General features: G+C 70.4%; 25 protein-coding genes. 9 read left to right on the forward strand and 16 right to left on the reverse strand.

Features of this window, described 5'->3' with window-relative positions:
• Window positions 1-10 precede the first annotated feature (10 nt).
• The 3 genes from JIG36_RS34670 to JIG36_RS34680 form a co-directional block, all read right to left on the reverse strand.
• A complete protein-coding gene (locus JIG36_RS34670) occupies window positions 11-1,477 on the reverse strand; it encodes a flavin-containing monooxygenase (protein ID WP_203380635.1) in 1,467 nt (488 codons plus the stop codon).
• A 2-nt stretch (window positions 1,478-1,479) separates the two neighbouring features.
• Window positions 1,480-1,947 (reverse strand): cupin domain-containing protein, encoded by a 468-nt coding sequence (locus JIG36_RS34675; RefSeq protein WP_203380636.1) that lies wholly within the window; start codon window positions 1,945-1,947, stop codon window positions 1,480-1,482.
• 81 nt (window positions 1,948-2,028) lie between these two features.
• The gene (locus JIG36_RS34680) at window positions 2,029-2,796 is read right to left on the reverse strand and encodes an IclR family transcriptional regulator (protein ID WP_203380637.1); all 768 of its coding nucleotides are present in this window, start codon (window positions 2,794-2,796) and stop codon (window positions 2,029-2,031) included.
• 38 nt (window positions 2,797-2,834) lie between these two features.
• On the opposite strand from JIG36_RS34680, the gene JIG36_RS34685 reads away from it, so the two are divergent.
• The 5 genes from JIG36_RS34685 to JIG36_RS34705 are packed head-to-tail and all read left to right on the forward strand — an operon-like array spanning window position 2,835 to window position 6,817.
• Window positions 2,835-3,575 (forward strand): SDR family oxidoreductase, encoded by a 741-nt coding sequence (locus tag JIG36_RS34685; RefSeq protein ID WP_203380638.1) that lies wholly within the window; start codon window positions 2,835-2,837, stop codon window positions 3,573-3,575.
• Window positions 3,575-4,069 carry a cupin domain-containing protein gene (locus JIG36_RS34690; protein ID WP_203380639.1) on the forward strand — a complete coding sequence of 165 codons (495 nt, stop codon included), beginning with the start codon at window positions 3,575-3,577 and terminating at the stop codon, window positions 4,067-4,069. Before JIG36_RS34685 ends, JIG36_RS34690 begins: the two co-directional genes overlap by 1 nt.
• On the forward strand, window positions 4,044-4,913 hold the full coding sequence (locus tag JIG36_RS34695) for an alpha/beta fold hydrolase (protein WP_203380640.1): 870 nt from the start codon (window positions 4,044-4,046) through the stop codon (window positions 4,911-4,913). The genes JIG36_RS34690 and JIG36_RS34695 overlap by 26 nt, the downstream gene beginning before the upstream one ends.
• Window positions 4,910-5,854, forward strand: coding sequence for a DODA-type extradiol aromatic ring-opening family dioxygenase (locus JIG36_RS34700; protein ID WP_203380641.1), 945 nt, complete (start codon window positions 4,910-4,912; stop codon window positions 5,852-5,854). Before JIG36_RS34695 ends, JIG36_RS34700 begins: the two co-directional genes overlap by 4 nt.
• 3 nt (window positions 5,855-5,857) lie before the next feature.
• On the forward strand, window positions 5,858-6,817 hold the full coding sequence (locus tag JIG36_RS34705; RefSeq protein ID WP_203380642.1) for a DUF1152 domain-containing protein: 960 nt from the start codon (window positions 5,858-5,860) through the stop codon (window positions 6,815-6,817).
• A 4-nt stretch (window positions 6,818-6,821) separates the two neighbouring features.
• Here JIG36_RS34705 and JIG36_RS34710 read toward each other — a convergent pair whose 3' ends face one another.
• Window positions 6,822-7,598 (reverse strand): inositol monophosphatase family protein, encoded by a 777-nt coding sequence (locus JIG36_RS34710; RefSeq protein ID WP_203380643.1) that lies wholly within the window; start codon window positions 7,596-7,598, stop codon window positions 6,822-6,824.
• 67 nt (window positions 7,599-7,665) lie between these two features.
• On the opposite strand from JIG36_RS34710, the gene JIG36_RS34715 reads away from it, so the two are divergent.
• Window positions 7,666-8,355 (forward strand): 4a-hydroxytetrahydrobiopterin dehydratase, encoded by a 690-nt coding sequence (locus tag JIG36_RS34715; protein WP_203380644.1) that lies wholly within the window; start codon window positions 7,666-7,668, stop codon window positions 8,353-8,355.
• On the opposite strand, the gene JIG36_RS34720 is transcribed toward JIG36_RS34715, so the two are convergent.
• On the reverse strand, window positions 8,352-9,050 hold the full coding sequence (locus tag JIG36_RS34720) for an SDR family oxidoreductase (RefSeq protein WP_203380645.1): 699 nt from the start codon (window positions 9,048-9,050) through the stop codon (window positions 8,352-8,354). The two genes, JIG36_RS34715 and JIG36_RS34720, sit on opposite strands and share 4 nt — an antisense overlap.
• 59 nt (window positions 9,051-9,109) lie before the next feature.
• Between JIG36_RS34720 and JIG36_RS34725 the strand changes: the two genes are divergently transcribed.
• Window positions 9,110-9,535 carry a MerR family transcriptional regulator gene (locus JIG36_RS34725; protein ID WP_203380646.1) on the forward strand — a complete coding sequence of 142 codons (426 nt, stop codon included), beginning with the start codon at window positions 9,110-9,112 and terminating at the stop codon, window positions 9,533-9,535.
• Here the strand turns inward: JIG36_RS34725 and JIG36_RS34730 are convergent.
• The 7 genes from JIG36_RS34730 to JIG36_RS34760 form a co-directional block, all read right to left on the reverse strand.
• Window positions 9,500-11,332, reverse strand: a complete 1,833-nt coding sequence (locus tag JIG36_RS34730) for a CocE/NonD family hydrolase (RefSeq protein WP_307873030.1) — start codon at window positions 11,330-11,332, stop codon at window positions 9,500-9,502. The two genes, JIG36_RS34725 and JIG36_RS34730, sit on opposite strands and share 36 nt — an antisense overlap.
• 113 nt (window positions 11,333-11,445) lie before the next feature.
• Window positions 11,446-12,174 carry a maleylpyruvate isomerase family mycothiol-dependent enzyme gene (locus tag JIG36_RS34735; RefSeq protein ID WP_203380647.1) on the reverse strand — a complete coding sequence of 243 codons (729 nt, stop codon included), beginning with the start codon at window positions 12,172-12,174 and terminating at the stop codon, window positions 11,446-11,448.
• Between the two features lie 39 nt (window positions 12,175-12,213).
• Entirely contained in the window at window positions 12,214-13,233 is a 1,020-nt protein-coding gene (locus JIG36_RS34740) for a BUD32 family EKC/KEOPS complex subunit (protein ID WP_203380648.1), read from the reverse strand.
• Window positions 13,234-13,245: 12 nt separating this feature from the next.
• Window positions 13,246-13,905 (reverse strand): PilZ domain-containing protein, encoded by a 660-nt coding sequence (locus JIG36_RS34745; RefSeq protein ID WP_203380649.1) that lies wholly within the window; start codon window positions 13,903-13,905, stop codon window positions 13,246-13,248.
• Window positions 13,906-14,136: 231 nt separating this feature from the next.
• Window positions 14,137-14,529 (reverse strand): VOC family protein, encoded by a 393-nt coding sequence (locus tag JIG36_RS34750; RefSeq protein WP_203380650.1) that lies wholly within the window; start codon window positions 14,527-14,529, stop codon window positions 14,137-14,139.
• Window positions 14,530-14,538: 9 nt separating this feature from the next.
• Window positions 14,539-15,063 carry an AAA family ATPase gene (locus JIG36_RS34755; protein ID WP_203380651.1) on the reverse strand — a complete coding sequence of 175 codons (525 nt, stop codon included), beginning with the start codon at window positions 15,061-15,063 and terminating at the stop codon, window positions 14,539-14,541.
• Window positions 15,064-15,092: 29 nt separating this feature from the next.
• A complete protein-coding gene (locus JIG36_RS34760; RefSeq protein WP_203380652.1) occupies window positions 15,093-15,233 on the reverse strand; it encodes a hypothetical protein in 141 nt (46 codons plus the stop codon).
• 55 nt (window positions 15,234-15,288) lie between these two features.
• Here JIG36_RS34760 and JIG36_RS34765 point away from each other — a divergent pair, with 55 nt between their 5' ends.
• Window positions 15,289-15,663: a nuclear transport factor 2 family protein gene (locus tag JIG36_RS34765; RefSeq protein WP_203380653.1), complete on the forward strand. Its 375-nt coding sequence runs from the start codon at window positions 15,289-15,291 to the stop codon at window positions 15,661-15,663.
• Here the strand turns inward: JIG36_RS34765 and JIG36_RS34770 are convergent.
• Entirely contained in the window at window positions 15,609-16,106 is a 498-nt protein-coding gene (locus tag JIG36_RS34770; protein ID WP_203380654.1) for a hypothetical protein, read from the reverse strand. The genes JIG36_RS34765 and JIG36_RS34770 overlap by 55 nt on opposite strands.
• 122 nt (window positions 16,107-16,228) lie before the next feature.
• On the opposite strand from JIG36_RS34770, the gene JIG36_RS34775 reads away from it, so the two are divergent.
• On the forward strand, window positions 16,229-19,576 hold the full coding sequence (locus JIG36_RS34775; RefSeq protein WP_203380655.1) for a 3-keto-alpha-glucoside-1,2-lyase-like domain-containing protein: 3,348 nt from the start codon (window positions 16,229-16,231) through the stop codon (window positions 19,574-19,576).
• 51 nt (window positions 19,577-19,627) lie between these two features.
• Here the strand turns inward: JIG36_RS34775 and JIG36_RS34780 are convergent, their stop codons facing one another.
• The 3 genes from JIG36_RS34780 to JIG36_RS34790 are packed head-to-tail and all read right to left on the reverse strand — an operon-like array spanning window position 19,628 to window position 22,000.
• Window positions 19,628-20,272 (reverse strand): class I SAM-dependent methyltransferase, encoded by a 645-nt coding sequence (locus JIG36_RS34780; RefSeq protein WP_203380656.1) that lies wholly within the window; start codon window positions 20,270-20,272, stop codon window positions 19,628-19,630.
• 54 nt (window positions 20,273-20,326) lie between these two features.
• Window positions 20,327-21,334, reverse strand: coding sequence for an alpha/beta fold hydrolase (locus tag JIG36_RS34785; RefSeq protein WP_203380657.1), 1,008 nt, complete (start codon window positions 21,332-21,334; stop codon window positions 20,327-20,329).
• Between the two features lie 15 nt (window positions 21,335-21,349).
• On the reverse strand, window positions 21,350-22,000 hold the full coding sequence (locus tag JIG36_RS34790; RefSeq protein ID WP_203380658.1) for a hypothetical protein: 651 nt from the start codon (window positions 21,998-22,000) through the stop codon (window positions 21,350-21,352).
• Window positions 22,001-22,085: the final 85 nt, after the last annotated feature.

The raw sequence follows: 22,085 nt of genomic DNA on the forward strand, positions 1-22,085 counted from the left end.
AATGCGGTCCTCAGGCGTCGGAGAGGACGCTCTCGCGGGCGCGCAGCCGGGCGATCAGCGCCGGCGTCACGCCGCGGTAGGCCGACGGGTCGACCGGGTTGATCCAGTGCGACGCGCGCACGCCCCGGCCGATGTTCAGGCCCAGGTCGTCCAGCACCTCGTCGGCGTTCTTCAGCGAGAACGGGATGATTTTGGTGCCGCGGCTGTGGTGGCGGTCGGTGGCCTCGTCCATGAAGGCGAGCTGGGCCTCGACCCGGCGGCGCATCTCCTCGGGCGCGGGCAGCGGCACCAGGCCGGCCAGGTGGGCGGTGATCCAGACGGCCGCCATCTCGGCGTTGAGCGGGCTGAAGAACGACGAGTTGTAGCCGTTGAAGTAGAGCCCGTCCACGCCGAGCGGCAGGATCTGCCGGTACAGCTGGAAGTTGCCGCGCTCGTCGAAGATCGCCTCTTGGACGGAGGAGTCGAGGAACGGCACCCCCTGCCGGAAGCCGGTGGCGCAGACGATCAGATCGGCGGGCAGGACCGTGCCGTCCGACAGCTCGGCCTCCCCGGCCCGCAGGCGCCCGATGGTCGTGTCGCGGTGCACGCGGATCTTCCCGGCTTCCACGCCTTCGAAGAAACCCTCGGTGGCCAGCCCGATTGCGCCCTTGACGATGCCCTCCATGGTGCCGGCCGGCACCAGGCCGAGCTGCTTGAGCTTGAACTGGCGCACCGACACCGAGCCGACCGAGTTGAGCATGCCGCGGCGCATCGGGGTGGCCGGGCCGTGCAGGAACTTTTCGAAGCCGCGCAACCGGTGGTAGCGGAACAGCGCCTCGCCCATGCGGGTCAGCAGCAGCATCTTGAAGTTGACCACGCCCGCGATCTTGCGGGGCACCTTCCAGAGCAGTTGCCGGGCGATGACGTCGGTGCTGGCGGCGACCTCGCTCAGCGGCACGGTCACGTCGCAGGCCGACTTGCCATAGCCGACGACCAAAACGTGTTTGCCCCGGGCGAGCGAGGCGTCGTGCATCTCCGTACCCGCAAGGATCTCGCCCTGGAATTCCTCCTGGCCCTCGAAGACCGGCATGTTGGGCTCGCAGAACACGCCGTTGGCCACCACGAGCTTGTCGAAGGTCTCGTCCGGGCCCGACGACAGGCCCAGCGTCCATCCGGCCGAGGAGCGCACGGCCCGAGTGACGCGGACACCGAGCCGCAGGTGCGGTTCGATCTTGAACTCGTGGGCGTAGGACTCGAGCCACGACTGGACCTGCTCCCCGGTCGGCCACTCGGGGAACTCCTTCGGCATCGGGTAGTCGGAGAGGCCGTACGTGGCCTTGGCGCTCTGGGTGGTCAGGCCGGGATAGCGGCGGGTGCGGCTCCACACCCCGCCCACGTCCGGCGCCGAGTCGAAGACGACGACCTCGTGCCCGGCCTGCAGCAGCGTCTTGGCGGTGGCCAGGCCGGCCACACCCGCTCCGATGATCCCGACGCGCATGGTCAGTGACCCCCGCCCGGCGGCAACTGCAGCTCGATGCCGAACTCCTCCATGATCGGCTTGAGCGTGGCCATGTCCTTGGGCCCGGGCGGCAGCTCCCCCAGCGCCTGGTAGTAGGCCTCGAGCCCGGCCGGCGACACGACCGAGATCACCCGAGCTTCATCCTGGTACGGGTTCCGGAACGTGTGCACGACGTTGCGCGGCAGGTAGAGGTAGTCCCCGAACTCGAGGACGAACTCCTCGTCGCCCAGTGACACGTCGAGCCGCCCGGCCAGGCAGATGAACGACTCGTCCTCGCGGGTGTGGATGTGCGCGGGCGGGCCGTTGGTCTCCGGCGGGATCGCGTACTCGAAAAGCGAGTAGGCGTCGCGGGTCGCGGACCCGTTGGCCTTCATCGTGATGTTCAGGCCGATCGCCGGGATCTGCGTCCCTTTGCGCGAGCTGAGCATGTAACCGCCACCAAGGCTCACGGCTCCTCCTCCACTTCGCCTGGCTGTTAGCTGGCTCACAGCCTGCGGCCCGGCGGCGGAGGGCCCAAACCCGGGTCCCGCTCAGCGGGACGGAAAGCTGGAATAGGCCCGGGATGTGGCGGCCGCGGCCAGCCGCACGGCCGGTCCGGCCCGGTCGGCCCGCACGAGCGCGGTCGGCCCGGTGACCGAGACCGCGGCCACCACGGCGCCGAGCGGGCCGAAGATCGGGGCGGCCACGCAGCTGATCCCAATGTTGCCCTCCTCCCGCTCGACGGCCAGCCCCCGGTCGGGAATCGCGGCCAGTTCCCGGCGCAGCGCGGTCGCCGTGGTCATCGTGCGCGGGGTGCGGCGCGGCATTCCGGCCTCGACCACCGCCCGTACGGCGTCCTCGTCGCTGTAGGCCAGGATGGCCAGGCCCAGCGCCGAGCAGTAGGCCGGCAGCAACGCACCGACCTGCGAGAGCATCGGCATCGGCCGATGGCCGGTGATCTTCTCGACGAGCAGCACCTGGGTGCCGCTGAGCACGCCCAGCTGCACGGTCATCCGGGTCGCGTGGTGCAGGTCCTGCAGATAGGGCAGGGCCGCCTCGCGCAGCTGGTGGCGCACCGGGGCCAGGCCGGACAGCTCGAAGATGCGGTTGCCCACGCGGTAGCGGTCGGCCGGTTTGTCGAGCCAGCCCAGCTTGAGCATCTTGTCGGCCGTGCGGTGGGTGGTCGAGCGGGGCAGTCCGCAGCGGGCGACCAGCGCGGCCAGGCTGAGTTCGCGGTGCTGCTCGTCGAACGCGCCGAGGATCGCGGCCGCCCGGTCGAGACCACCCAGCGAGCTGCCGTCCCGCTCAGCGGGACTCACGGTAGGGCCTCCACGGTCATGGCGGTCAGGCTAACCCCGTGTCCCACAGGAGAACAGCCCTCGTCGGCGGCGGCGGTTCCGGCATCGGGTTCGCCGCCGCCGAAGCCCTGGCCCGCGACGGCCACGACCTCGTGCTCGCCGGCCGCCGCCCGGACCGGCTCGACAAGGCGGCGGCCGCGATCGCCGAGCGTACGGGGGCCGGAGTGACCACCGTCGTCGCCGACCTCGCCACCGACCTCCCGCGCGTGACCGCGGCGGCCGACGTGCTGGTGCTCAACGCCGGCGGGCCGCCACCCGGACGCATCCTGACCGTCGACGACGACGGCTGGCAGCAGGCGTTCGACCTGTTGCTGCGCGGGCCGTTGCGGCTTGCCCGGGCGGCGCTGCCGGCCATGGCCAAGCGCGGGTTCGGCCGGATCGTGTTCGTGACGTCCACCGCCGTCCGGCAGCCGCAGCCCGACCTGGCCACGAGCGTGGTGCTGCGGGCGGCCGTCACCAGCGCGGCCAAGCTGCTCTCGCGCGAGTTCGCCGACCGGGGCGTGACGGTCAACTGCGTCGCGCCGGGCCCGACCGCGACCGAGCGGCGCCGCGAAGTTCTGAGCGCGCGGGCCGGCAACTACGACGACCTGGACGCCGCCGACGTGGCGACCGTGCCCGCCGGACGCGCCGGTCAGCCCGAGGAGATCGGCGCGGCCGTCGCGTTTCTCGCCTCGGCGGCCGCAAGCTACGTCAACGGGACCGTGCTCACGGTCGACGGCGGCAGAACGGAGACACCCTGATGTCCTTCGACATGGCGGCATTCCTCGGCGCTATCTCGGATGTGGTCAAGCCCGGCGAGGAGCGGCCCTTCGTCGTGCACGACACCGACCTAAAGACGCTGCCCGCGGCGAAGGTGCACAACCCGACCACGCTGCGGATCGCCGGGACATTGCCGACGAAGACGTTCGAGATCTTCCGGCAGACCATCCCGGCCGGGCTCAGCTCGGACATGCAGCGGCACTACCACGAGACCGTGCACTACGTGATCAGCGGACGCGGGCACACCGAGCTCGAGGACGAGACGGAGTCGTGGGAGACGGGCGCGTTCGTCTACACGCCGCCGTGGACGTGGCACCGGCACTACAACGACTCCGCCGACGAGCCGGTCGAGTTCCTCACCATCGAGAACTCGCGGCTGCTGGCCCTTTTCGGCATCGCGCGCCGGGAAAGCGCGGGACTGGTCACCGTGGACGAGGCGAGGAAGGTTCATGACACACATCAGCATCTGGGGTGAGCTGGCCACGGTCGAGCACACCCTGCGGTTCGTCGACGTGAACGGCGTACGGACGCGGGTGTTGCAGGCCGGCGCCGGGCCCGATCTGGTCCTGCTGCACGGGACGGGCGGGCATCTGGAGGCGTACGCGCGGGATCTGGCCGGGCTGGCCGAGGACTTCCGCGTCACCGCGTACGACATGATCGGGCACGGCTGGTCCGGCACGCCCGACACCCCGTACACCATCGACGTCTTGTCCGACCACCTGATCGGGCTGATGGACGCCCTGGGCATCGAGCGCGCGCACCTGAGCGGCGAATCGCTCGGCGGCTGGGTGGTGGCGTGGACGGCCGCGTTCCACCCGTCGCGCGTCGATCGGCTGGTGCTCAACACGCCGGGCAACATCGCCAACAAGCCCGAGGTGATGGCCCGGATGCGGGACAGCACGATGGCGGCGGTGCGCGACCCGAGCGACGAGACCGTGCGGCGGCGGGTCGAGTTCCTGTTCCACCACAAGGAAATGGTGACCGACGAACTCGTGAACCTGCGCCGGGCGGTCTACCGCCGGCCCGGGTTCGTGCAGGCCATGACGAACACGCTCGTGCTGCAGGATCCGGTGGTGCGTAAGGCGTACGCGTGGGAACCGGGCTGGGTCGGTAAGATAACCGCCCCCACGCTGCTGCTGTGGACCGAGCACGACCCGACCGGCGGGCTCGACGAAGCCGACATGCTGCTGTCGTGGCTGCCGGACGCCCGTCTGCACGTCATCGCCGATGCCGGGCACTGGCCGCAGTGGGAGAAGGTCCCCGAATACCTGCGCGCCCACCACGATTTCTTCGTCCTTCGGAAGGATCCGGCCGCATGAGTGAGATCGTGGGTTTCGTCGGCATGTCCCACTCGCCGTTCGCCACGCTGCTGCCGTCTATTCCAGGTGGGCCGGGCAGCAAGTTCCTGGCCGACGCCGCACGGGTAGCGGCCGCGGTCTCTGAAAAGAAGCCGGACGCGGTCGTGGTGATCGGGCCGGACCACTTCCACGCCAACTTCTACGACCAGATGCCGCCGTTCGTGCTCGGCGTCGAGAAGGCCATCGGGTTCGGCGACTTCGGCAGCTTCGAGGGGGAGTTGCCGGTCGCGTCCGGGCTGGCCTGGGCGATCCGGGACGGGCTGGACGACGCCGGGTTCGACGTCTCCCTGTCGTACGCGCTCACGGTCGACCACGGCGTGGTGCAGAGCTACGAGATGACGACCGGCTTCTCGGTGCCGGTTGTGCCGCTCGTGCTCAACACGGCCGCTCCCCCGCTGCCGACGCTCGCCCGCTGCGTGGCGCTGGGAACCGCGCTGGGCAAGGCGATCCGACAGTCCTCATCGGACGACCGGGTGCTGATCGTGGCCAGCGGCGGCCTGTCGCACTGGCTGCCCTCCAACGACCCGCGCGACCCGTCGGTGGTCGGCGACAAGCGCGAGTCGCTGATCCACGGCCGCAAGGACGCGCGCGCCTTCGCGGCGGTGCGGGAGCCCCGCGTACGGGCGATGGCCGGCAACCCGGAGGCCCCGGTGAACGCCGAGTGGGACCGGTGGTTCCTGCGGCAGCTCACCGACGGCGACCTCGCCCCGATCGTCGCGCTGGGTCACGACAAGCTGGAGCACGAGGCCGGCAGCGGAGGCCACGAGATCCGAACCTGGCTGGTCGGCGCCGCCGCCGTGGGCCTCCCCCTGGTGTGGGACAGCTACGAGCCGGTCCCCGAGTGGATCACCGGCATGGGCATCGGCACCACCTTCCAGGTTGAGGTCATCAACGATCATTGACGGGTGACGTTCTCGCTCGGCACCCCTCCCCTGTTCGCCGCCCTCGCCCCGGCCCGCCGCATCCTCATCGCCGGCGCGGGCGGCGGCTTCGACGTCTATGCCGGCCTGCCGCTCGCGCTGTCTCTGTGGCAGCGCGGCGCCGAAGTGCACCTGGCCAACCTGTCGTTCTCCGAGCTCGAACTGGTCGACCGTGCGGCGTGGGTCAACGAGCACGTCGTCGAGGTGACGCCCGCGACGACCACGCCCGACTGGTACTTCCCCGAGGGCGCGCTGGCCCGCTGGCTCGACTCACAAGACCTTCCCTCGACGGTGTACGCCTTCCCGCCGCTCGGTGTGCAGACACTGCGGGAGGCGTACGGCTATCTGGTCGAGCGGCTCGGCATCGACGCGATCGTGCTGGTCGACGGCGGCACCGACATTCTGCTGCGCGGCGACGAGAACGGGCTCGGCACACCCGTGGAAGACCTGACCAGTGTGGGTGCCGTGGCCGGGCTCGACGTGCCGGTGAAACTGGTGACCTGCCTGGGATTCGGGATCGACGCGTCCGACGGCGTCAACCACGTGCAGGTGCTGGAGAACCTGGCCGCGCTCGACCGGGAGGACGGTTATCTGGGGGCGCTTTCCATTCCCCGTACGAGCCGGGAAGCCGTTCTCTATCGCCAGGCCGTCGCCCACGCCCAGGCCGCCACACCGGACCGCCCCAGCATCGTCAACGGGCAGATCGCGGCGGCCACCAACGGCGAGTTCGGCAACGTGCAGTTCACCCGGCGCACCAGCGGCAGCACGCTGTTCGTGAACCCGCTGATGTCGGTCTACTTCACCGTCGACCTCGACAAGCTGGCCGCCCGCTGCCTCTACCTCGACCGCATCGAGCACACCGTGGGCCGCCGCCAGGTGATCACCCGGATCGAGGCCTTCCGCTCTTCGGTGGCGACCCGCATCCCTCGCGCATACCCGCACTAGGGCCCTAGGCAGCGGCGCGGAACAGCTCCGACAGCTCGGGCCACAGCGACGGCGCGGCGCCGATGGTGAGTTCGGTGGTGAAGTCGTCGCCGTGGCCGCCGAGCACCACGCCGGCCTCGCGGGCGATCAGGGCGCCGGCCGCGATGTCCCACAGGTTGGTGTCGAGGGCCACGCCGCCGTCGAGCCGGCCGGCGGCCTGGAAGACCAGGTTGAGCGCCGCGGGCAGCCGGCGGATGTCGCCGACCACGGGCAGCAGCCGCTCGACGACCCGGCCGGCCCGGGCGCGGGTCTTCGGGTTGGGCTGGAAACTGACGCCGACCAGGGCCTGACCCAACGGCGGGCCGGCCGGCGCCGACATGCGCTCGCCGTTGAGGAACGCCCCGCCACCGTCGACGGCGCTGAACGTCTCGCCGGCCACCGGCTCGTGCACGACCGCGACCCGCGGCTCGTCCCCCTCATAAAGAGCGATGCAGACCGACCAGGGTCCCGTACGGGAAACGTAGTTGCGGGTGCCGTCGAGAGGGTCGATGACCCACATCCAGCCGCTGGACCCCTCGCCGCCGTGCCCCTCCTCGGCCTGCACCGCGTCGTCCGGCCACTGCTCGCGGATGGCGTCGACGATGAGGCTCTCGCTGGCGATGTCGACGTCGGAGACCACGTCGTTGGCGTGGGCCTTGGGTGCGCCCATCCGCAGCGTGTCGCGCCGCTCGAGCTGGAGCTGACCGGCTCGGACGGCCAGGACGGCGGCGAGGTCACGGGCCTGGTGAAGATCGCGTGTCATCACCGGCCACGCTATCAGCCCGGAACCGGACGCCGATCGTCCGGAACCGGGTCTACGGTCGCATTCCATGGAAATGCTGAGCATGGAACAGATCACCGCCGCCGGCCTCGCCGACTGGCGCAAATTGGGCCAGGGGCTGCACGCCCGCTTCGTGACCGGCTCGTTCGGCGCGGGCGCCGATTTTGTGGCCGCGGTGGCGCGGGCCGGCGAGTCGCTGGGCCACCAGCCCCGGGTGACGATCGGCGACGGCTTCGTCGACCTCAAACTGATCAGCGACGACGCCGTCTACCGCGACGACAAGGGCACCGAGCACCGCGTCGAGTGGACCACGCAGCAGGACCTCGACCTGGCCCGCCGGATCAGCGAGGTCGCCGCCGAGCGGTCGATCCCCGCCGACCCGGCCTCGATCACCACGATCGAGCTGGCCCTCGACACCGCGAACGCCGCGGCGGTCGCCCCGATGTGGGCCGCGCTGCTGACCGGCAGCACCGACGCCAAGGGGCGCGGCACGATCGGCGACGACGTGCGCGACGCGACCGGCCGGGTGCCGATCCTGTGGTTCCAGGAGACCGACGAGCACGACACCCCGCGTCAGCGCTTCCACATCGACGTCTGGGTCGCGCCCGAGGTGGCCGAGCAGCGCATCGCGGCCGCCGTCGCCGCCGGCGGCAAGATCGTCGACGACAGCGAGGCGCCGTCGTTCACGGTGCTGGCCGACCAGGACGGCAACCGCGCCTGCGTCTGCACCGCCTCCTAGGCGCTGGGCAGAGTCGCGTAGAACTCGGCCGGGTCGTTGGCCAGCGACGCCTTCACCATGGCGCTCCAGTCGTCGACCACGACCTCGATCCGGCCGGCCTCGACGCCGTCGAGCGCGATCCGCGCCACGTCGGCCGGGTCGGCCTTGGGGCCCTCGTAACCGGCCATCATGTCGGTGTCGGCGGCCCCGAGGTGCACGCCGGTGACCAGCGTCTTCTGGGCGGCGAGCTCGATGCGTACGGCGTTGGTCAGGTTCCAGGCGGCCGCCTTGGCCGCGGCGTAGGCGCCGGAACCGGGGTAGGCGAACCACGACAGCGCCGAGAGGACGTTGACGACGGCGCCCCCGCCGAGCTGCGGGGCGAACGCCCGGATCATCCGCAGCGGACCCCAGTAGTTCGTCTCCATCTCGAGGGCGATCTTGTCGAGATCGCCGTCGACCAGGCCGTGGTACGTGGAGACGCCGGCGTTGTTGATCAGAAGGTTGACGTCGGGGGCGGCCTGCGCGGCGGCGGCCACCGAGGCCGGGTCGGTGACGTCGAGGCGTACCGGAATGACGCCCGGGATGTCGAGGGTCTCGGGGCGGCGGGCCGTGGCATAGACCTTGGCCGCGCCGCGCTCGACGAGCTGGGTGGCGAACTGCCGGCCGATGCCCCGGTTGGCGCCCGTGACCAGTGCGATTGCTCCGTTGATCTGCATGTCGGCTACGCTAAAACCTGACGTTGACGTCAGAGGCAAGGGCTGCGACGGGAGTCACTATGCGCATCGGAGAGCTGGCCGATCGGGCCGGGGTGAGCGTCCGCGCTCTGCGGTACTACGAGGAGCAGGGCCTGCTGTATTCGGAGCGGAGCTCGTCGGGGCAGCGGCACTATCCGGAGCCCGCGGTCGAGCGGGTCCAGCTGATCCAGCTGCTCTATTCGGCCGGGCTGAGCAGCCGCACGATCGCCGAGCTGCTGCCGTGTGTCGACGCCAAGGTCAGCACCCCGGAGTCGCGGGCCCGTCTGGCCGCCGAGCGCGAACGCATCGACGGCCAGATCACCGAACTGATCCGGGCCCGCGACCGACTCGACGCGGTCATCGCCTTCTCCGGCACGCCGGCCAGCGGCTGCACATACCAGGAGGTCGAGGACTACGCCGACGCGCTGGCCTCAGCGGGCAGCGGGCACCGAGAAGGAAGCCGGTAGCGCCGCGGTCAGGTTGACCTGGTGCCGCTGGAGGTAGGTGGCCTGGAACACGGCCGGCTTCCCCGCGGTGGCCACGTCGTCGGCCGGGTCGTCCACCGACAGCGTCAGCCGCGCGTCGGCGACCCGGATCCGCTCCCGCGTCGGCACGTCGAACCACGAGCCGGTCTGCACGGCCCCGATCTCGACGCCCAGCACGTGACCGGCGGCCAGGGTCCAGTCGGTCGACTTGAGGGCGAAGGCCGTGCGGCCGCCGGTGAGCACCGACGCGTTCTCGTTGATGATCACCGCTTGGCCGCCGGGGCCGACGTCGTAGAGCTTGACCATCACGTTGCCCGGCCCGCGAGCGGCGATCGACACCCGCGGCGTGCCCACGAGGCGGGTCGCCTGACCGACCGGCTGGGAGAACTTGTAGATCGCCGAGGTGGTCCTCCCAGCCTGGATCCGCTTCACCTGCAGCGCGGCCAGGTCCTTGGGGATGGTCGGCTCGAGCGCCCCGGCGCCGCCCTCGGTGTCGTTGGGGTCCGGCGCCGGCGGCGGCGGGACGGGCCTGCCGGCCTCGATCAGAGCGGCGTACGCGTCGGTGCCGCCGTCGTCGACGTAGGTGCCGCCGCCCAGCGAGACGGTGCCGGTGCGGTCGATGACCGGCCACTTGTCCTGGGCCCGCCACTTGCCGGTGCTGTCCTGCACGGCGAAGGCCGGGTACTTCGCGGCCGGCTTCACGCCCTTGAGGTACTGGTCGTAGAAGGCGAGGGTCTCGGCGAACCAGCCGTCCCGGCCCATCTTCAGCCGCCCGGCGTCGTCCTTGTCATTTCCCCGTACGTGGTTCCACTGGCCCATCCACGCGCGCTTCGGACCGTTGTGGTTGGCCAGGTATTCGTCCATGTCCTCGGGCTTGGTGTTGTCCTCGATGAAGCCCTGGGTGACGAACAGCGGGGTGTCGCTGCCCCGGGCCTGCTTCGGCAGGTCGCGGGCCCGCCAGAACGGGGACCGCTGGTCGCTGACCAGATAGCCGGATCCATAGTGGTCGACACACTGCGGGTGGTTGGCCTCGTACGCGGCGTTGGCCTTATAGCGGGCGTCGTCGTCCGGCATCTGCGGCAGCAGGGCGAGGCTGCTGTAGATGGCCGGCACGGTCAGCGAGTTCTGCCGCGGGATGCCGTTGGAATGGGGATTACGGTACGGGTCCCAGACCGGTTCCTGGGCCACGACCGCCTTCAGCGCGTCCTGGTTCAGGTTGTTGCCGATCAGGCCGGTCATGGCGTCGTACGACTTGCCGTACATGCCGACCGCGCCGGTCGACCACGGCTGCTTCGAAGCCCAGTCGATCGCGGCCCGCACGTCGTCCTGCTCGTCGCGGCCGGCGAAGTCGAGGCAGCCGCTCGAACCGCCGAAGCCGCGCGAGTCGACCATCACGAACGCGTAGCCCTTGTCGAACAGCTTGGTGCCCGTGAGGAAGTCGTAGAACCGGTCGGACGGGCCGGCGTGCTTCCAGTCTTCCTTGCTCCGCTCCCCCGAGTGCCCGAAGTAGGGGCCGATCGAGAGGATGACCGGCACCTTGGTTCCGGCCTTCATCCCCTCGGGGCGCAGCACATCGGCGTGCAGCTCGGCGCCTCCGGTGGTCGGGAAGTAGTGCTGGGTCCAGGCCGCACCCTCGATCACGCGGTCGTTCTGCGCGTGGGTGACCGGCTTGGTCGCGGTGGCGACGGCCGGCTTTCCGGCCGCGACCGCGGCGGCGCTCGCCCCCGTCACCGCGGCGACGCCGGCCAGGGCGACGACGGCCATGCGTACTGATTTCACGAACTCCTCCACGAGGATGAGCGGAATGATCTCGCTCCGGAGCAGAACATGTGCCCTTACGGCACAGTCAACTCCGATCCGTACGGAGGATTGACTTTCTCGCGAAGAATGACCTAAGCGGACGGGTCCCAGTCGATGAGCTGCTGGTAGATCCGGCGGTCGCCGTCCAGCTTCAGCGAATCCAGCTCGACGCGGCCGTAGAAGAGCAGGACCAGCTCGTTGGCCGTGCCCTCCAGGGTGCCGTCGGCCGGAGCGTCGGTGGGCTCGCCGAGCCGGGCGCCGTCGGCCGACAGCCACAACCGCCAGGTGCGGCCCCCGGTGACCCGGTGGTCGAGGGTGGCCGGGGCGTGCGGCCACGGGCTGGTCGTCGACGCGCAGGTCCGCAGGAACTCGTCGACGCCGTCGAGGGCGACCTCGTCGGGCAGCGGCTGCGGGGCGCCGCCGGCGAGCTGGGCGTCGTACGTGTGGACGGCGATCTCCTGCAGCTGGTGCCGGGCGGCGGCGCCACAGTTCTGCGGGGACTGCGAGTCACCCCACCAGGTCCAGCAGCCCTGCTCAGGCCCGGCCTCGCGCAGCGCGTCCAGCATCAACCGCGTCGACTCGGCCAGCCAGGCGTCGACATCCTCCCCCGGTTCGACGGCCTCCCAGGCCACGGGCGTGTCGGCCGGCCCGGCGGCAACGATGGCGGCCCACTTGCGGCGCCCGTTCCCGATGTGCCCCACCAGGTCGGCGAGCGTCCACCCGGGGCAGCTGGGCACCGGCACGTCAAGGCTGGGTGCGGCGGCCACGGCAGCCCGGAACGCCGCGGAACGCTCGTCGATCAGCTCCAAGATCCTGTCCACCGACGCTGTCTACCACCCGGCGCGAGCCAGGGACAGCGATTATCCGCCGGGCAGCGACCGCGCGACCTCGGCGGCCGGGAACGGGGTCTTCTTGCTGACGGTCTCGAACGCGTCTAAGAAGTCGCCCATCACCAGGGCGACCGGCAGGTGGCGGGCCACGATGCGGGTGGCCGCGTCCGGCAGGCCCAGACCGGCCGGGTCGGAGGCGTGCGCGCGCAGCCGCCCCATCACCTCGGGCCAGGGCACGTCGAGCAGCGTGCTCACCAGCCAGCGGGTCAGGTGGGTGGCCGTGTAGGCGTGGTCGTAGTCGGCGTGCCGGCGTACGAAGGCGGACTCGGCGGCGTCGAGGGCGAACCCGGCGTGCGTGGACAGGCCGAAGTCGGCGAAGTAGATGCGGTCACCGTCGGTCAGCAGGTTGCGGAAGTGCGCGTCGAAATGGGTCATGCCCCGCGCCCGCATGAACGTGGACCCGTCGTGCAGGAGGCGGTCGACGAAGGCGTACGCGTCGTCGCCCTGCCGGGCCAGCCACTGGTCCACGGTGGACGGAATGTGTTCCATGAACAGCACGACGGTTTCGGGTGCGGCGCTGATCGCCTCGAGCCGGGAACGGACCGCCTCGTCGCCGTCCCAGTGCTTTACCCAGCGTTCCAGTTCGGCGGCGTCGGCCGGGCCCGGCGGTTCGGGGCGGATCCGCCAGTGGTGCAGCAGCGGGAACCCGCCGAAACCGCCCTCCAGCACCCACTCGGTGGTCATCGTGTGCACGGCGACCTCACGCCACACGCCGAAGCCGGTCGACCCGAAACCGTACTGATAGAACGTGGGCAGGCCGAACAGGTTCGCCGTCGACCCCACATTTCCCGTACGCCGTTCGAGCTCGGTGAGCGGCACGTGCTTGACGAACGTGGGCACGCCGGCCACGTCGACGCTCGCCGTGCTGCCGCCGAAGCCCGCGGTCGGCGCCGACGCCCGCGCCAGCAGTTCCGACAATCCGGAATCGTCGAGGGCCGCCAAGGTCTGCGCCGCGGCCCGGTGCCGGTCGATGCGTTCGCTCAGATGCACCGCACCACGATGTCAGAAGGACTCGTTGCGCATGCGACGCTCGTTGATCTCCCAGGTCAGCACGTAGAGGCGGATCATCTGGGCCAGCGTCTCACCCGAGTTGAAGGTGAGCACGACGTGCTGGCCCGGGTCGCCGTGCGGGGCCTTGCGCACCGTGAGGATCGTGCCGGTGACGTCGATCTCGCCCGACCCGCCGAGCGAGACCGAGGCCCGCAGCCGGTCGCCGGGGGCCAGCTTCGCCGGCTCGTCGATCCAGCAGCGCAGCCCGCCCTCGCTGATGTCGAGCAGGGCGCCCTCGATCTCGTGGCCGTCCTCACCCTCGGTGGTCAGCAGCACCGCGGCGCCGCCGCCCCCGCGCATGAACTCGCGGCGGTTGCTCTGCCGCGGGGCCTCGAGCGGGACAAGCGTCCACCGGAAGGGCGCCTCGTCCGAGACGGAGACGAGACGGCAGCGGAGCACGACCCGGGTGCGCGGCGGCGCCCAGAAGACCTCGAACTCCTGGCCGGGCACGTGGCCGAGCGGGCCGGCGGTCTCGAGCGGGGCGGTGACCGTGAAGGTGTCACCGTCGACCGATTCCAGCCGCGACCGGAAGTTCACGCCCTCGCCGAGGACGAGGAACATCGACGTGCCGACGGCGGGAAGGTCGGTGGTAGCGGGAACCGCAAGAATCATGGCTGAGACACCTCGTGCAACGGGGATCCGGTCGAGGGAAGTAATCGGTCGCCGGTGCCGCCACGTGAGTGTTTCGGTAGCGAAACGGTTCGGGGCCCGGCCGTGAACACGGTCGGCCGGGCCCGATGCGGAAAGGCACGCTCATCAGCGGGGACAGTGAGCCGTCGGTGAACTCCCGTGGCACGTACAGGGTGTGGTCGCCTTCACTCGCCGGCCGACCGTCGACGCCCGTCAGTCCAGGCAGAACTCGTTGCCCTCGACGTCGTGCATGTTCTGGCACGACTCGTTCACGCCGTCGGCCAGCAGCAACTGCCCGCGGGTCGCGCCGAGGGCGACGAGCCGGGCGCTCTCGGCTTCGAGCGCGGCCAGCCGTTCCGCGCCGACCAGGCCGGACCCCACCCGTACGTCGAGGTGGAGCCGGTTCTTCACGACCTTGCCCTCGGGAACGCGCTGGAAGTAGAGCCGCGGCCCTTTCCCCGTCGGGTCGACACAGGCGAACGCCGACTCCTGACTCTCGGGCGGCGCCGCCACCGGCACATAGCCCAGCACCTCGCACCAGAACCGCCCCACCCGCGCGGGTTCCCGGCAGTCGAAGGTGACTTGAAACTCCTTGATCGACCCCATCCGCCCACCCTAGGACGCGACCACCGCCCGTACGGCGTCGACGCGCTCGTCCAGCGGCCCCGCCGCCACGTCGACGATCGTGAATCCCACTTCCCGGTAGACCTCCTCATGAACCCGCTCGAACGCCAGCGATTCCGCGAACCCGATCCGCCGGGCGGCGGTGGGCCGGACAAAGCCGAGGTTGCGCACGAAGAACACCACGGGTTCGACGCGCATCCGTTCGATCGCGGCCAGAAGCCCGGCCGGCGCCTCCACCCCGAGCCAGCGGCTCAGAGCCAGCGTGCACACCGGCGATCGGTCGAGAAACGTGACGCCGGGCCCGTCCCCCACGGCATACATCCGCCGGCATTGCAATTCCACAATCCGCGCGACGAAGTCATCCTCCCGCCACGGCTCATCCACCCCTTGGGCCTGCCGCAGAGCGATGACGTCAGTGGCGGCTTCCTCGACAACCCCGAACCCGTCCACTTCGAGCCGCCGCAGAACAGCCGTCTTCCCCGACCCCGGGGCCCCGGTCAACACGTACTTCCGCATGGCACCTTCCCCCGAGAGCGCGACCGCTGTCAGCAGGTCGAGTGGAACAGGCCGCCGGCCGGGCGGGTCTCCGCCAGCTTGTTGTAGAGCTTGAAATCCTTGCCCGGTGGCAGGCCCTCGACCTCCATGCGACCCCACTCGACCGCGATGATCCTGGGTGACTCAGCCATGGCTTCCCTCCGGCGGGTTGACGGGCAATAGTAGACAGCGGCAGGGGGTGAGGTCATGCGAGCCGCGATCGAGGAGCACTGGCGGGCCTCCGAGGCCGGTGACGTCGAGGCCGAACACGCGATCTACGCCGATGACGCCGTTCTCGACTATCCGCAGTCGGGTGAACGGTTCCGCGGCCGCGCGACGATCGCCGCCCAGCGTGGCGGCCACCCGGCCACCCGACACTTCACGGTCCGGCGCATCACCGGCTCGGGCGACCTGTGGGTGAGCGAGTGCGTCATCACCTACGACGGCGTCCCGACCCGTTCGGTGAGCATCATGGAGTTCGCCGGCGGCCTTGTGGTGCACGAGACGCCGTATTTCGCCGACCCGTTTCAGGCGCCCGCATCCCGGGCCGCCCTGGCCGAGCCGATGCCGGGCGATATCTGAGCGGAGAGCCGGCTCAGGCCGTCGCGGATCAGGTGGCCGTAGTCGTTGTCGGCGAGGGTGTCGACTGTGGAGCGGGCCTCGGCCAGGTGCTTGCGGGCCTGGGGCAGGTCGCCCAGCCGGTGGTAGCAGTCGGCCAGGTTCAGGTGCAGTGACGGGTACAGCTGGGCCACGGTCATCGGCACGCCGGCCGAAGCCAGATCGTCGTCGGTGAGCGAAGCGACCGCCGTCAGGGCGCGCTGGTCCCACAGCAACTCCGAACGCGGGTCGTCCTGGACGTCGGCCATCGAGTGGGCCAGCACGCAGACGTGCAGCGGGTCGCCGGCCTCGCCGCCGATCGCGGTCCAGATCTCGGTGAACATCACGCGCGCGGCCGCGCGGTCGCCGCCGACATGGTGCAGCTGCACGGCCTCGTTGATGCGGGCCAGGGTCGGATCGTCGGGCACGAGGGGATCCTTTCAAGTAATTTCGGGCAAGTTTCGAAGCAGAAAACAAAAGTTATAGACGTCCGTGCAGAAGTCTGCTTACGTCTTCAAGCATCGATCCATGTCGAAGTCTGGGCGGTCCGATGAAGAAGACGTTATTTGCCCTGGTCGCCACCACCACTCTCGCGGGTCTGTGGCCCGCCCTCCCGGCCGTCGCGGCCGACGTCCCGCCGCAGGAGCCGGGCGTCACCCTGCGCACGTACGACCTGCAGACCGCACGCGACTCGATCTGCGTGCTCAAACCCGGCCAGACCCCGAACGTCGACAAGAAGATGACGACGGTGAACTGGACGACCGCCGCCGACTTCGGCCTCGAGGACCGGTTCCAGTCCGAGGTCATCGGCAACGTCAACATCACCACCGCCGGTACGTACGGGTTCCGGCTGACCAGTGACGACGGCTCCCGCCTGAAGATCGACGGCGCCACCGTCATCGACCACGACGGCGCCCACGGGGCCACCGCCAAGGAGGGCTCGGTCAGCCTGACCACCGGCTACCACGCGCTGTTCGTCGAGTACTTCGAGCGCGACGGCGGCCAGCAGCTCACGTTGGAATGGCGTCCGCCGGGCGCGAGCGCGTACGCGGTGGTCCCGAACAGCGTGCTGAGCACCGACGCCGGCGTGGTGCGGGTGACCGCGCCCGGCCGCAAGGAGTGCGAGGGGGCCGGGGACAGCCCGGGTGACGGCCTGCCGCTGACCGGTGTGCACCCGGGCTACACGCTGACCAACCTGCGCCCCAACGGGTTCCAGCCCCAGGTGAGCGCGATGGACTGGTTCCCGGACGGCCGCCTGGCGATCGCGACCTGGGGCGGCAGCGACACCGTGGCCGGCAAGGTCTACATCCTCAGCGGGGTCACCGGCAGCACATCGCCGGGCCAGGTGACGTACAAGGAAATCGCCTCCGGTCTTCGCGAGCCGATGGGGCTGAAGATCGTCGACGGCAAGATCTACGTGTCGCAGAAGCACGAGCTGACCGAGCTCAACGACACCAACGGCGACGGCACCATCGACCAGTACCGGCGCGTGGCCACCTGGCCGTTCGACGGCAACTTCCACGAGTTCGCGTTCGGGCTGCTCTATCAGGACGGCTACTTCTATCTGAACCTGTCCGTCTCGATCAACCTGGGCGGCGCGACCACCGATCCGCAGGGCTCGCCCAACCGCGGGACCACGCTGAAGATCAACCGGTCGACCGGCGCGGTGCAGTACATCGCGGGCGGCCTGCGCACCCCGGACGGCCTCAACTTCGGGCCCGAGGGCGACATCTTCGTGCTGGACAACCAGGGCGGCTGGCTGCCCGCGTCGAAGCTGGTGCAGATCAAGCAGGACCGCTTCTTCGGCCACTACACCAACCCGGACGGCCCCTTCGACACCCAGCCGGTGACCGAGCCCGTGCTGTGGCTGCCCCAGAACGAGATCGCCAACTCGCCGAGCACCCCGGTGATGCTGAACTCGGGTCCGTACGCGGGCCAGATGCTCTTCGGCGACGTCACCTATGGCGGCGTGCAGCGGGCGTACCTGGAGAAGGTCAACGGCCAGTACCAGGGCGCGGTGTTCCGGCTCACCCAGGGCCTCGAGATGGGCGTGCTGCGGCTCAGCCAGGGCCCGGACGGCGCGCTCTACGCGGGCGGCCTCGGCGCGGGCGGCAACTGGGGGCAGGAGGGCAAATTGACGTACGGGCTGCAGAAGCTCACGCCGAACGGCTCCAGCGTCTTCGACATCAAGGCCATGCGCGCGATCGCCGACGGTTTCGAGATGGAGTACACGCAGCCGGTGGCCGCCGCGACCGCCGCCAGCTACAAGGTCAAGCAGTGGCGCTACCAGCCCACGCCCGACTACGGCGGCCCCAAGATCGACGAGGAGACGCTGTCGGTCACGTCGGCCACGCTGTCGGCCGACCGGCTCAAGGTGACGCTCAAGGTCGCCGGGCTGAAGCCGGGGCGGGTGGTGCACGTACGGTCGCCGCGGCCGTTCACCTCGACCACCGGCAGTTCACTGTGGAGCACCGAGGCCTGGTACACGCTGAACAGTCTGGCCGACGGCACCACCCTCAAGTCGGACCGGGTCGAGGCCGAATGGTCGGGTCAGACCGGCGCCGCCTCGTTCGCCAAGGACCACACCGGCTACACCGGGTCGGGCTTCTCGGCCGGGCACGGCGCGGCCGGCGCCGCGACGACGTTCACCGTCAACGTGCCGTCGGCCGGCGCCTATCCGGTCGCGTTGCGCTACAGCAACGGACCCAACCCGGCGGCCGGCACCAAGACGATGAGCCTGTACGTCAACGGGACGCGCATCAAGCAGGTCAGCCTGGCCGACACCGGCAACTGGGACACGTGGGCCACCCTGAACGACTCGGTGACCCTGCGGGCCGGTGGCAACACGATCGCCTACCGCGTCGACACCGGCGACTCCGGGCACATCAACCTGGACAGCCTGACGGTCGGGTCGGCCGGCTCGTCGGCCGTCAACAAGACCGGCACCATCACCGGGATCGCCGGCAAGTGCCTCGACGTCGACAACGCCAGCTCGGCCAACGGCGCCAAGATCCAGCTGCACACCTGCAACAACACGTCGGCCCAGAGCTGGACCCGCGAGGGCGACACGTTGCGGGTGCTCGGCAAGTGCCTCGACGTCGACAACGCGGGGACCGCCAACGGCACCAAGGTGCAGCTCTACACCTGCAACAACAGCGCCGCGCAGGTGTGGCAGACCCAGGCCAACGGGTCGCTGCTCAACCCGCAGTCGGGCAAGGTGCTCGACGCGGCCGGCGGGTCCAGCGCCGACGGCACCCAGATCCAGATCTGGGAGTGGGCCGACGTGGCCCAGCAGCGGTGGACGCACAACAACCCGAGCCGGGTGACGCTGTTCGACGGCGGCAACCTCAACGCGTTCCAGAACGCCGACGGCAGCGCACCGACCTGGCCGGTCTCGGGCGGTTCGGCCGAGGTGCTCGGCGGTGACCTGCGGACCAAGCAGACGTACGGCGACTTCAAACTGCACGTGGAGTTCTGGCTGCCCAACCTGCCGTCCGACGTGACCGGGCAGCAGCGGGCCAACAGCGGGATCTACCTGCAGGACCGGTACGAGGTTCAGGTGCTCGACTCGTACGGGAAAGCGACCCCGGCCAACGACGACGCGGCCGCCATCTATCTCAAACGGGCGCCCAGCTCGAACGCGGCCACGGCGCCCGAGACGTGGCAGACGTACGACATCACCTTCCGGGCCGCCCGCTGGAACGGCACCACGAAGACCGAGCAGGCCCGGGTCACGGTCGTCTGGAACGGGGTGACCGTGCACAACAACGTCACCATCGACGGCCCGACCGGGGCCGGCGCCGCCGAATCGGCCGCGGCCCTGCCGATCCGCCTGCAGGACCACGGCGACCCGGGCGCCAACGTCCGCTACCGCAACATCTGGATCGAACCGGCCTGACCCGACCAACGGCGTGAAGGCCTCCGGCTCCGGCTGGAGGCCTTCATCGGTTCACACTTCGGCGACGCCGGCGATCTGCGTGTTGAACGTGATGAACGGGGAGTGCAGGCGGTACGGCGTGAGGTCCACGCGGGCGAAGCCGGCTCCGCGCAGCCGGGCAGCCAGGTCGCGTTCGCACGAGCAGCCCTCGAAGGTCCACGCCCACGGGCGGCGGAGCAGGCGTTGCAGCGTACGGGTGGGGGTTCCGTCCGGCGCCGCGACGTGCTCGACAAAACGGAACGTGCCACCCGGCCGCAGCACCCGCCGGATCTCGGCCAGGACCTCGGCCGGGTCGGTCACCGTGCACAGCACCAGCGACGAGATCACGGCGTCGGCGCTCCCGCTGGGCAGGCCGGTGCTTTCCGCCGTACGGGCCCGCAGGTCCAGCCGCACGCCCCGGCGCTCGGCGGCGGCCCGCAGGCGGCCGTGCATGGGCTCGTTGGGTTCAACCGCGACGAGCGTCGAGCCCGGTCGCAGGTAGCGGAGGTTCGCGCCCACGCCCGAGCCGATCTCGACCACGGTCGCGGGCAGGTCGGCGTACACGCGCCGTTTGTGGTGCCGCACGTTCCATTCGATGTACGGGCCCATCACGCTGAAGAAGGCGGCGTTGAAGGGTCCGCGGGCCCGGTGCAGCTCGAAGCCGGTTGCCACTGTCATGACCCCATCGTCGCCGCCGGACGGCTCCCGGTCAGGCGTGGAAATACCCCACTGTCAGCGCCGTTCGCTGAACCACGCGGCGATCTGGGCGCGGGACCGGAACCCCAGCCGCAGCCGGATCCGCTCCACGTGGCCCTCGGCCGAGCGCTCGTCGATCCCCATCCGCACCGCGATCTCGCGGTTGGTGCACCCTTGGCTCACCAGTTCGGCCACCTCGAGCTGCCGGGCGGTGAGCCCGTCGGCCCGGCGGCGCGGCACACTCAGCCCGAGGAACCGTCGCACCACCCGCACGAGTTCGTCGCGGTCACCGGCGTACGGAAGATGGGACCGCCCCGGCAGCACCGCGAGCTGAGCCCCGCCGATGCCTTCCGCGAGCACACGGGCCTGCGCAACCGGCGCCGCCCGATCACCGTCACGATGAACGACCAGTGTCGGCGACCGAACCCGCCCGAGATATCCGGTGACGTCGAGCTCGTAACTGAGCGCCAGCAACGCCCGCGCGGTCGCCGCCGTCGAACAGGCACGCTGATAACGAGCCAACTCGGCCCGCGTGGCCCGGTCGGCATCCGGCGCGAAGATGTCGGTCAGCACGTCCGACCCGAGCCCCCAGTGCGCCTCCACCAGACCCAACACATTTTCCCGTACGGCGGGCAGCGACAACTCGTCCCCACGGGCCCATCCGCCGTAGAGCACCAGACGCCGTACGGAATCAGGGTTCTGCGCCGCCCAGGCCACGGCCACCGGCGCCCCCATCGAGGTGCCCATCAGATCGAACGGCTCCCCCAGCGTCGCCGCGACCGCCCCTAGTTGCTCGAGCTCGAACGCCAGCGACGCCGGCCGCTCCACCGCGGGCGACAGCCCACACCCGGCCCGGTCGTAGCGCACGAGCCGGCACCCCGGGGCCAGCGCCTCATAGAGCGCCCGCTCGGCCGCGAGTTCCCAGCCCAGCCGCAGATGGGTGAGCCACCCCATCACGTAGACCAGCGGCCGCCCCACCCCGGCCGTGGCATAGGCGACCACCGTGCCGTCGCCCAGCACCACCCGGTCGAGCCGCTGCCGCATCCCGCGATTGTCCCCCTACGGTTCGCGCAGCCAAACCATGACCGCCGCCGGTCTCGGCCGCACGCCGGTCCACCCTTGGAACTGCCGGACCGCGACCGTCTCCGAACACAGCCACCGGTCACACGGCCCCGACGCCTCTTCCACCAGACGCAGGTCCGCCGCCGGTGCGCCGAGACTCCCGGCGACCCATGTCTCCAGGGCGCTGCCCACGACCGGATGCCAGCCGGCGAGCTCGTCCATCAGGGCATGCCCTTCGATCATGTGGTTGATCGACGGGTTCACCTCCAGGAACGGCCCGCCCAGACTCACCCCGCACCGGCCGTCGGTGTGCACCAGATACCGCACAGGCGACGACACCCGTTCCCCGGTCCACCCGAAACACCACCCGCCGGCCTCCCGGCGGGCCCAGTGGCCCAGGCTGAAGTCCCAAACGCGTCCGGTGTCCAGCCGTTGCCCACCGACCGAAACGCTCCGCCGCACCGTGTACCGCAGCCCCGCATACCGAGCGGCGAACCCTTCCCGGCGCAGGGACAACTCGAACGGTGCGTCAATGGGAAGCCGGCTCTCGACGCCCGGTTCCCTCCAGGCGGAGCGCCGCAGAAACGACTGCGCTCGCGAGCTCAGACCTTCGAGGTCATCAAGCAGGTGCACGAAGAACTTCCCCAACAGACCGTCTCCTTCGGCAACCCTCTCACGAACGAGTGAGCGCACGGCGACCCGGAAGGGGTCCGGCGGACCACCCGCGGCCTGG

This window comes from Paractinoplanes ovalisporus (assembly GCF_016834655.1).
In the GTDB taxonomy this organism is placed as follows: Bacteria; Actinomycetota; Actinomycetes; order Mycobacteriales; family Micromonosporaceae; genus Actinoplanes; species Actinoplanes ovalisporus.

What these genes read in the sequence shown, in the direction of transcription:
- JIG36_RS34670 (WP_203380635.1), bottom strand. Translation starts at nt 1,477, where the DNA reads ATGCGCGTCGGGATCATCGGAGCGGGTGTGGCCGGCCTGGCCACCGCC.
- JIG36_RS34690 (WP_203380639.1), top strand. Translation starts at nt 3,575, where the DNA reads ATGTCCTTCGACATGGCGGCATTCCTCGGCGCTATCTCGGATGTGGTC.
- JIG36_RS34695 (WP_203380640.1), top strand. Translation starts at nt 4,044, where the DNA reads ATGACACACATCAGCATCTGGGGTGAGCTGGCCACGGTCGAGCACACC.
- JIG36_RS34700 (WP_203380641.1), top strand. Translation starts at nt 4,910, where the DNA reads ATGAGTGAGATCGTGGGTTTCGTCGGCATGTCCCACTCGCCGTTCGCC.
- JIG36_RS34710 (WP_203380643.1), bottom strand. Translation starts at nt 7,598, where the DNA reads ATGACACGCGATCTTCACCAGGCCCGTGACCTCGCCGCCGTCCTGGCC.
- JIG36_RS34715 (WP_203380644.1), top strand. Translation starts at nt 7,666, where the DNA reads ATGGAAATGCTGAGCATGGAACAGATCACCGCCGCCGGCCTCGCCGAC.
- JIG36_RS34720 (WP_203380645.1), bottom strand. Translation starts at nt 9,050, where the DNA reads ATGCAGATCAACGGAGCAATCGCACTGGTCACGGGCGCCAACCGGGGC.
- JIG36_RS34725 (WP_203380646.1), top strand. Translation starts at nt 9,110, where the DNA reads ATGCGCATCGGAGAGCTGGCCGATCGGGCCGGGGTGAGCGTCCGCGCT.
- JIG36_RS34745 (WP_203380649.1), bottom strand. Translation starts at nt 13,905, where the DNA reads ATGATTCTTGCGGTTCCCGCTACCACCGACCTTCCCGCCGTCGGCACG.
- JIG36_RS34750 (WP_203380650.1), bottom strand. Translation starts at nt 14,529, where the DNA reads ATGGGGTCGATCAAGGAGTTTCAAGTCACCTTCGACTGCCGGGAACCC.
- JIG36_RS34755 (WP_203380651.1), bottom strand. Translation starts at nt 15,063, where the DNA reads ATGCGGAAGTACGTGTTGACCGGGGCCCCGGGGTCGGGGAAGACGGCT.
- JIG36_RS34760 (WP_203380652.1), bottom strand. Translation starts at nt 15,233, where the DNA reads ATGGCTGAGTCACCCAGGATCATCGCGGTCGAGTGGGGTCGCATGGAG.
- JIG36_RS34765 (WP_203380653.1), top strand. Translation starts at nt 15,289, where the DNA reads ATGCGAGCCGCGATCGAGGAGCACTGGCGGGCCTCCGAGGCCGGTGAC.
- JIG36_RS34775 (WP_203380655.1), top strand. Translation starts at nt 16,229, where the DNA reads ATGAAGAAGACGTTATTTGCCCTGGTCGCCACCACCACTCTCGCGGGT.
- JIG36_RS34780 (WP_203380656.1), bottom strand. Translation starts at nt 20,272, where the DNA reads ATGACAGTGGCAACCGGCTTCGAGCTGCACCGGGCCCGCGGACCCTTC.
- JIG36_RS34785 (WP_203380657.1), bottom strand. Translation starts at nt 21,334, where the DNA reads ATGCGGCAGCGGCTCGACCGGGTGGTGCTGGGCGACGGCACGGTGGTC.